Below are 8,618 nucleotides of genomic sequence, written 5' to 3' on the forward strand. Positions count from 1 at the left end.
CATCCGGGTGGCGCGACCTGGGTGACCCTCACGGATATCGGCGCCCCCACCCCCGTACTAGACAAGAGCGCACCGGACCCAGCCAGGGTTCCGCACCACGGGGGATCACATGCCGAAGACACCGGCACAAGCCGCTCGACAGGAACTGGCCGCGCTGAACGGGACGTTGACCGGACCTGACGACCCCGGCTACGAGGACGCGCGCGCCGTCTACAACGCGATGATCGACATGCGTCCCGCCCTCATCGCGAGCTGCACCGACACCGACGACGTACGCCGCGTCATCGGCTTCGCCCGCGACCACCAGCTGCTGCTCGCCGTGCGCGGCGGCGGACACCACGGCGCCGGGCTCGGCACCTGCGACGGCGGAGTGGTCCTCGACCTCTCCCCGCTCAAGGACATCAGCGTCGACCCCGAGGCCCGCACCGTACGCGTCGGGGGCGGCTGCGTATGGGGCGAGGTGGACCGCGCCACCAACGCGCACGGCCTCGCCACACCGAGCGGCATCATCTCCACGACCGGCGTCGGCGGCATCACGCTCGGCGGCGGCCTCGGGCACCTGAGCCGCAAGTACGGCCTGACCATCGACAATCTGCTCGAGGCGGATGTGGTGCTCGCGAGCGGTGAGGCCGTGCGGGCGAGCGCGGCCGAGAACAGCGATCTGTACTGGGCGATCCGCGGCGGTGGCGGCAACTTCGGGGTCGTGACGTCGTTCCTGTTCCGGCTGCACGAACTGAGCACCGTCGTCGCGGGCCCGACCTTCTGGCCCGTCGAGCTGGGCACCGAAGTCCTCGCCGCCTACCGGGACTTCCTGCCGTCCGCGCCCCGTGAACTCAACGGCTTCTTCATGTACGGGTCCGTGCCGCCGGCCCCGCCGTTCCCGGAGGCGATCCAGGGCCGCAAGACGGCCGCCGTCGTGTGGTGCTGGGCCGGTGACGACGCCGAGGCGGCCGCCCGGGCGATGGCTCCGCTCCTTGACGTGCTGCCGGAGCCGCTGCTGCACGGACCCGCGCCGATGCCGCACCCCGCGCTGCAGTCGGCGTTCGACGGGCTGTACCCGCCCGGCGACCAGTGGTACTGGCGCGCGGACTTCGTCGACCGGATCCCGGACGAGGCGGTCGCGCTGCACGCCAAGTTCGGCGCCGATCTGCCGACCGTGCAGTCCACGATGCACCTGTACCCGATCGACGGCGCCGTCCACGACCACGCTCCGGCGGACACTCCGTGGAGCTATCGCGAGTCGACCTGGGCTTCGGTGTACGCCGGCGTCGACCGTGATCCCGCCAACGCCGATCTCATCAAGCGCTGGACCGTCGACTACTTCGAGGCGCTGCACCCGTACTCGGCCGGCGGTGCGTACGTGAACATGATGATGGACGAGGGCCAGGAGCGGGTGCGGGCCAGCTACCGCGACAACTACGCGCGGCTCGCGCGGATCAAGGCCGCGTACGACCCGGAGAACCTGTTCCGGCTCAACCAGAACATCCAGCCGGCGCCGCGGCCGCCGTTCGAGGCGCGGCCCTGATCATGCGGAAGGGCCCGGGGTGCGCTCCGCACCCCGGGCCCCTCGGCTCGGCCCGCTCAGTCCTGCCCCGTCCTGCTCAGTCCCGCTCGGCCCGCTCGGTCCCGCTCAGCCCGCGAACTCGGCCCTCCACGCCTCGACTTCGTCCGCCGAACGCGGCAGACCGGCCGACAGGTTCTCGTGCCCGTCGGCGGTGACAAGAAGATCGTCCTCGATCCGTACGCCGATACCGCGCCACTCCTCGGGGACGGTGAGGTCGTCCGGCTGGAAGTACAGGCCGGGCTCGACCGTGAGCACCATGCCGGGCTCCAGGACCCCGTCGACGTACTCCTCGCTGCGGGCGTGCGCGCAGTCGTGCACGTCGAGGCCGAGCATGTGGCCGGTGCCGGCCATCGTGAAGCGACGCTGCAGATGGAGGTCGTACGCGCGCTCCGCCGGGCCCTCGATGAAGCCCCACTCGACGAGCCGGGCCGCGAGATGGCGCTGCGCCGCCTCGTGGAAGTCGCGGTAGGCGGCGCCCGGCTTGACCGCCGCGAAGCCGGCCTGCTGCGCCTCGTACACCGCGTCGTAGATCTTGCGCTGCACCGGCGTGAACGTACCGCTGATCGGCAGGGTGCGGGTCACGTCGGCGGTGTAGAGGGTGCGCGACTCGACACCGGCGTCGAGCAGGAGCAGCTCCCCCGGGCGCACGGGGCCGTCGTTGTCCGTCCAGTGCATGATCGTGGCGTGCTCGCCGGCGGCGCAGATCGAGCCGTACCCGACGTGGTTGCCTTCGAGCCGGGCGCGGCGGTAGAAAGTGCCCTCGATCCAGCGCTCGGAGGTGGCGACCGCCGTCGACAGCTCGCCGACCACATCGGTGAAGCCGCGGACCGTGGAGTCCACGGCGGCGCGCATCTCGTCGATCTCCCAGGCGTCCTTGACGAGCCGGAGCTCGCTGAGCGCCTCCTCCAGATCCGTGTCGCGCTCCTCGTCGGAGGTGACAGCGGCCTCCAGGGCCGGGTCGAGGCCGCGGACGATCCGGGTCGGCACGCCGGAGGAAGCGGCCAGGTCCTCGGCCGCCGTACGGACGTCACGGCACGCGAGGCCGAGCACGCGCTCGGACTCGGCCAGTGAACGGCGGCGGCCCATCCACAGTTCGGCGGTGTACCCGATCCAGAACTCGTCGTTGTCCCGTGCGTCGCGCGGCAGCTGGTAGCAGTAGGCGTCGTGGCCGCCGTCCGCGCGGGGTTCGAGGACGAGGGCGCCGTCGCGGGCCTGGTCGCCGGTCATGTGCACATAGCCCGTGTAGGGCCGGAACGGGTAAGTGTCGTCGTTCGAGCGGGTCTTGAGGTTCCCCGACGGGATCACCAGGCGCTCGCCGGGGAAGCGCGCGGAGAGCGCGGCGCGACGTCGGGCGGCGTACGGAGCCTGCGCGTCGGGCTCCAGGTCGTGCCGTTCGGTGTCCGCCCACCCCGTGCGCATCAGAGCGGAGAGTTCCGCGGAGATTTCTGTGTAGAGACCGTTCTTCCGGCGCTTCGCCACGTCGTCCACCTTTTCTGCGTCCGCACCAATCCTCTTGCGTCGGCGAACGTAACCGGCGCCGCGGGGGCGTGGTGCCCGGTGGTGCCAGTGGCACGGATCGGCCAAGGCGGTGTCCGGACCGCCGATAATGCCGGGTATGACGATGAACGAGAGCCGCGTATGACGCCCGCGAAACTCGGCCGGGCTCTGCGGTCCCTGGGGCTCGACGACACGGCGGCCCGGCTCTATCTGGCGCTGCTCGATGTCGCCCCGGCCCCGCTGGGCGAGGTGGGCCGGGCAGCGGAGCTGGACGGCGGCGAGCTGACCCGCGCGTACGACGGTCTGGTCGACGCGGGTCTGGCGAGCGCGGCCGCGCAGGGTGCGGACGTGGTGGCGCCGGTGCCGCCGGGCGCGGGTCTGGAGATCCTCGCCCGGCACCGGGCGGCCGAGGTCGAGGAGTCGCGGATCGCCGTCGGCGGCGCCTTCGAGTCCTTCCGGCGGCAGCGGCTCGCGGCGTACAACGACGATCTCGTGGAGGTCGTCACCGGCGACGCGATCGGGCCCCGGATCCGGCAGGCCTGGGCGAGCGCCCGGACGCAGATCCGGCAGTTCGAGTCACCGCCGTACTTCCCTCTGCAGGGCGCCACCGACGACGCGCTGGCCACGCTCGCGCGCGGAGTGACCCAGCGGGTCGTCTACTCGCGGGCGTCGCTCGAGCACCCGGGTCATCTCACCGACGTCATCGAGCCGTGCGTCAAGGCCGGCGAACAGGCCCGGGTACTGCCCTCGGTGCCGGTCAAGCTCGTGATCATCGACGAGGCGTACGCGCTGGTCTCGCTGTCCATCAAAGAGGCCGATGTGCACAACACGATGCTGGTGGTGCAGCCGTGCGGACTGCTCTCGGCGCTGATGGCGCTGTTCGAGCAGTCCTGGCACAACGCCCTGCCGTTCCACGGCCGCACCACCCGCCCCGGCGGTCTGCCGCCCGCCGACCGCCGGCTGCTCTGGCTTCTCGCGAGCGGCGCGACCGACGAGGTCATCGCGCGCGAACTCGGCATCAGCCGCCGCACCCTCTTCCGCCGCCTGCAGGTCCTGATGGCGCAGCTGGGCGCGGCGAACCGCTTCCAGATGGCGTTGCAGGCGCAGCGCCACGGGTGGCTGTGACCGCTGCTTCTCCCCGCCGTCACGGTGCGGCTGCTTCTCCCCGCCGTCACGGCGGCGCTACTTCTCCCTGCTGTCACGGCGGCGCGCTACTTCTCCCCGCCGTCGCGGTGCCGCGTCCCCGGCAGCATCTCCTGGACCTTGGCCTTGAAGCCCTGCCGGATCATCCCGGTGCGGTCGCTGTCGCCCTTGAGGATGGAGACGGCGGCCGCCTCGATCTGGTCGAGCGTCGCGTGCGGCGGGATCGGCGGGACGGCCGGATCGGTGCGGAAGTCGAGGACGTACGGGCGGTCGGCGGCCAGCGCGTGCTGCCAGGCGCCCTCCACGTCGGCGGCCTTCTCGATCCGGGCGCCGGACAGGCCGAGCGAGCGCGCGAAGTCCGCGTAGGCGACGTCCGGGAGCGACTGCGAGGGCAGGAACTGCGGGGCGCCGGTCATGGCGCGCATCTCCCAAGTGACCTGGTTCAGATCCTGGTTGTTGAGGATCGCGACGATCAGCCGGGGGTCGCTCCACTGCTCCCAGTACTTGGCGACGGTGATGAGTTCGGCGAGCCCGTTCATCTGCATCGCACCGTCGCCGACCAAAGCGATGGCCGGGCGGTCCGGGTGCGCGAACTTGGCGCCGATCACGTACGGGACGCCGCAGCCCATGGTCGCGAGGGTGCCGGAGAGCGAGCCGCGCATGGTGCCGCGCAGCCGAAGATGGCGGGCGTACCAGTTCGCGGCCGAACCCGAGTCCGCGGCGAGGATCACGTCGTCGGGCAGCAGTCGGTCGAGGGCGTGCACGACGTACTCGGGGTTGACCGGGTCGGCCTCCACGGCGGCGCGCCGCTCCATCACCTGCCACCAGCGGTCCGTGTCCTTCTCGATCTTCCTGCGCCACTTCCCCGGCTTCTTGCGCTCGAGCAGCGGCAGCAGCCGGTCGAGGGTCGCGCGGGCGTCCCCGACCAGGTTGAGCTCGAACGGATACCGCAGTCCCACCATGAACGGGTCGATGTCGATCTGGACGGCCCGCGCCTGCCCGAACTCCGGCAGGAACTGGCTGTACGGGAAGCTCGATCCGATCACGAGCAGGGTGTCGCAGTCCTGCATCAGCTCATAGCTGGGCCGGGTGCCGAGCAGTCCGATGGCGCCGGTGACGTACGGCAGATCGTCGGGCAGCGCGTCCTTGCCGAGCAGCGCCTTGGCCACGCCCGCCTGAAGGACGTCCGCCAGTTCCTTCACCTGGTCCTGCGCGCCGCGCGCGCCCTGCCCGATGAGCACGGCGACCTTCTCGCCCGCGTTGAGGATCCCGGCCGCCTCGGCCAGTTGGCTGTCGGCGGGTACGGGCGCGTACCGGGGCATCCCCAGGCTGGACGGAACCATCTTGAAGGCGTGCCCGGGCGCCTCGTATTCCAGTTCCTGCACATCGGCCGGGACGATCAGCGCGGTCACGGTGCGTTTGGCCTGAGCGGTGCGGATCGCGCGGTCGAGGGCGTTGGGCAGCTGCTGCGGGACAGTGATCATCTCGCAGTAGTCGCCGGCGACGTCCTTGAAGAGGCTCAGGAGATCGACTTCCTGCTGGTACGAGCCGCCCATCGCGCTCCGGTTGGTCTGCCCCACGATCGCGACGACCGGCACATGGTCGAGCTTCGCGTCGTAGAGGCCGTTGAGCAGATGGATGGCCCCGGGCCCCGAGGTCGCCACGCACACCCCGACCCGGCCGGTGAACTTGGCGTATCCGACCGCTTCGAGCGCGGACATCTCCTCGTGCCGGGACTGGATGAACACGGGCTGGTTGTCGGCACGTCCCCAGGCGGCGAGCAGTCCGTTGATGCCGTCTCCCGGGTAGGCGAAGACATGCTCGACGTCCCAGGCGCGCAGTCGCTGGAGGATGTGGTCGGAGACCTTGGTGGACACGGCGGAACCTTTCGTGAGCAGAGGGCGGGGTGCGAGGTCGGTGACGGCCCGGGGTGCGCCCGCGAGCGAGGCAGTGTCCGGCGAGGGGCTGAGGCGGCGGCCTCCACTGCCTTCCGCGGGGGACGTCGTCGCCGGTTACCCTGCGGCGCGCACCTCACACACCGGCCTGTTCACCGCGTTTCGGGGTACTCACCCCGCATGCGAACCGGGGTGATCGACGTGGGGTCCAACACGGTGCGGCTGATGGTCGCGGACGTGGAGGGCGGTGCACCGCTGCCGGTGCACACGGCCAAGGTGCGGCTGCGCCTGGCCGAACAGCTGGAGCGGAGCAGGGTGTTGCCGCCCAGCGCGCTGGCGGCACTGACCGAGGCCGTGGCATCGGTGCGCGCGCAGAGCGAGCGCTGGGGCGCGCCCGAGCCGTTCGCCTTCGCGACGGCGGTGGTGCGCGATGCGCCCAACCGGGACGAGGTGCTGGACGCCGTACGGAAGGACACCGGAGTACGACTGCACGTGCTGCCGGGCGAGGTCGAGGCCGAGCTGACCTTCCTGGGCGCGCGCCGGTGGATGGGCTGGCGGGCCGGACCGCTCGCGATGCTCGACATCGGGGGCGGCTCCCTCGAAGTGGCCGTGGGGCGCGGCCGGTTGCCCGAGTTCGCGGTGTCGCTGCCGCTGGGCGCGGGACGGCTGACGCGCGAGTACTGCAACAACTCGGACGATCCGCCCCCGAACAAGGCGCTGCGGGCGATGCGCCGGGCGGTGCGCCATCAGCTGCGTGATGTGGCGGCCCGGGTGCGCTGGGAGTCGCCGCGCACGAGCGTGGCCGCCTCCCGCACGTTCCAGCAGCTGGCCCGGCTGTGCGGGGCGCCGGCCGGACGTCATGGCCCGTTCACACCACGGGAGTTGAGCCGGGACGATCTGGCCTTCGCGGTCAAGCGGCTGGCGTCCCTGCCGGCCTCGGGCCGCGCGAAGCTGCGCGGCATCTCGGCCGCGCGCGCCAGACAGTCGCTCGCGGGTGCGGTGGTCGCCCACACGGTGATGGAACTGACCGGGATCTCGACGGTGACGATCTCCCCCTGGACCGTACGGGAAGGCATTCTGCTGCGGCAGATGGAGGACGGGGCCGGGTGGTGGCCGGCCGGTACGTCGGACCTGGCGCTCGCGGGGACCGTGCCGCGGCCGGCCGAGCTGAGGGTCGCGCTGACGAGTTGAGGGTCGCGCCAGCCGAGTTGAGGGTCGCGTCCGCCGGGCGGGTTCGGCGCGTTGCTGCGGTGGGCCCGGGCGCAGGTTTCCCGGACCGGCGGGAAGGTACCCGGCTGTCATCCACCCGGAGGTGTGACATGGCCGAGTACGGCTACTTCCTGGCGACCGAGGAGTTCGGACCCGCGGAGCTCGTCGAGCAGGCGCGGATGGCCGAGCAGGCGGGGTTCGAGTCCCTGTGGATCTCCGACCACTTCCATCCGTGGAACGCGGCGCAGGGCCAGAGCCCGTTCGTCTGGTCGGTGATCGGTGCGCTCGCGGAGGCCGTCTCGCTGCCGATGGGCACCGCGGTGACCTGTCCGACGCTGCGGATGCATCCGGCGGTGGTCGCGCAGGCCGCGGCGACGAGCGCGGTGATGACGGGCGGCCGGTTCCGCCTCGGTGTCGGCTCCGGCGAGGCACTCAACGAGCACATCCTCGGCACCCGTTGGCCGCCCGCACATGTCCGTCTCGACATGCTGGAAGAGGCGGTCCAGGTGATGCGGCAGCTGTTCACCGGCGAGGAGATCAACCACTACGGCAAGCACTACACCGTGGAGAACGCCCGCCTGTACACCGTGCCCGACGCACCCGTGCCGATCGATATCTCGGGCTTCGGCTCCAAGGCCACGTCGCTGGCCTCACGCGTGGGCGACGGCTACATCACGATGACACCCGACGCGGCGCTCGTGACCCGGTTCCGCAAGGGCGGAGGCGGCTCGAAGCCCGTCAGCGGAGGCCTGAAGGTCTGTTACGGACCGGACCGCGACGAGGCCGTACGCACCGTGCGCCGCCTGTGGGCGAGCCAGCTGCTGCCCGGCGAGATGGGCCAGATCCTGCCCTCACCACGCCACTTCGAGCAGCTCGAACCGCTGATCACCGAGGAGCAGGTGGCGGACGCGATGGTCTGCGGCGACGACGTGGACGCGCATGTCGCCGCCTTGTCGGCCTTCGCGGAGGCGGGCTTCGACCGGGTGTACGTGAACCAGATCGGGCCGGATCAGCGGGGGTTCTTCGACTTCTACCGGACGAAGGTGCTGCCGCAGCTGCAGCAGGGGGCGCGCTGAGCAAGCGCTTTGGCGTCGGAGACGTCCACGGGTACGGGCAGCGCCATCCCGCCGGCCTCGCGTATCTCCTCCGCCACCGCCGCGAGCCCCGCGCGTCCGCGTGCGATCAGCGCGACCCGGGCGCCGCGGGCTCGCGATCGCTCAGAGCGGCCGCCACGTGCTGAAGGGACCGGGTCCGCGGCGCCGAGAGGCCCCCGCCCCCCGGGCACCCCCGGCGCCGCCCCCACCCCCCCC

The 8,618-nt window shown here is 71.6% G+C and carries 6 protein-coding genes; 4 read left to right on the forward strand and 2 right to left on the reverse strand.

The features are described 5' to 3' along the window. The first annotated feature begins 109 nt into the window (after nt 1–109). Nucleotides 110–1,525 carry an FAD-binding oxidoreductase gene (locus JAO81_RS27740; RefSeq protein WP_199550684.1) on the forward strand — a complete coding sequence of 472 codons (1,416 nt, stop codon included), beginning with the start codon at nt 110–112 and terminating at the stop codon, nt 1,523–1,525. 105 nt (nt 1,526–1,630) lie between these two features. On the opposite strand, the gene JAO81_RS27745 is transcribed toward JAO81_RS27740, so the two are convergent. Next, nucleotides 1,631–3,043 carry an aminopeptidase P family protein gene (locus tag JAO81_RS27745; protein ID WP_199550685.1) on the reverse strand — a complete coding sequence of 471 codons (1,413 nt, stop codon included), beginning with the start codon at nt 3,041–3,043 and terminating at the stop codon, nt 1,631–1,633. A 159-nt stretch (nt 3,044–3,202) separates the two neighbouring features. Here JAO81_RS27745 and JAO81_RS27750 point away from each other — a divergent pair, with 159 nt between their 5' ends. Further along, complete coding sequence (locus tag JAO81_RS27750) at nt 3,203–4,186, forward strand: helix-turn-helix domain-containing protein (RefSeq protein WP_199550686.1); 984 nt, start codon at nt 3,203–3,205, stop codon at nt 4,184–4,186. Nucleotides 4,187–4,272: 86 nt separating this feature from the next. Here the strand turns inward: JAO81_RS27750 and JAO81_RS27755 are convergent, their stop codons facing one another. Further along, a complete protein-coding gene (locus JAO81_RS27755; protein ID WP_199550687.1) occupies nt 4,273–6,081 on the reverse strand; it encodes a thiamine pyrophosphate-requiring protein in 1,809 nt (602 codons plus the stop codon). 198 nt (nt 6,082–6,279) lie between these two features. On the opposite strand from JAO81_RS27755, the gene JAO81_RS27760 reads away from it, so the two are divergent. Together JAO81_RS27760 and JAO81_RS27765 are read left to right on the forward strand one after the other, a co-directional pair. Then, nucleotides 6,280–7,290: a Ppx/GppA family phosphatase gene (locus tag JAO81_RS27760; RefSeq protein WP_199550688.1), complete on the forward strand. Its 1,011-nt coding sequence runs from the start codon at nt 6,280–6,282 to the stop codon at nt 7,288–7,290. 128 nt (nt 7,291–7,418) lie between these two features. Further along, a complete protein-coding gene (locus JAO81_RS27765; RefSeq protein WP_199550689.1) occupies nt 7,419–8,384 on the forward strand; it encodes an LLM class F420-dependent oxidoreductase in 966 nt (321 codons plus the stop codon). Nucleotides 8,385–8,618 lie beyond the last annotated feature (234 nt).

Origin of the sequence: Streptomyces sp. N35 (genome assembly GCF_016464295.1) — a bacterium.
Taxonomy (GTDB): domain Bacteria; phylum Actinomycetota; class Actinomycetes; order Streptomycetales; family Streptomycetaceae; genus Streptomyces.

Bases quoted from the DNA above. Each gene is read 5' to 3' on its own strand.
- JAO81_RS27740 (WP_199550684.1), top strand. From the start codon at position 110: ATGCCGAAGACACCGGCACAAGCCGCTCGACAGGAACTGGCCGCGCTG.
- JAO81_RS27750 (WP_199550686.1), top strand. From the start codon at position 3,203: ATGACGCCCGCGAAACTCGGCCGGGCTCTGCGGTCCCTGGGGCTCGAC.
- JAO81_RS27760 (WP_199550688.1), top strand. From the start codon at position 6,280: ATGCGAACCGGGGTGATCGACGTGGGGTCCAACACGGTGCGGCTGATG.
- JAO81_RS27765 (WP_199550689.1), top strand. From the start codon at position 7,419: ATGGCCGAGTACGGCTACTTCCTGGCGACCGAGGAGTTCGGACCCGCG.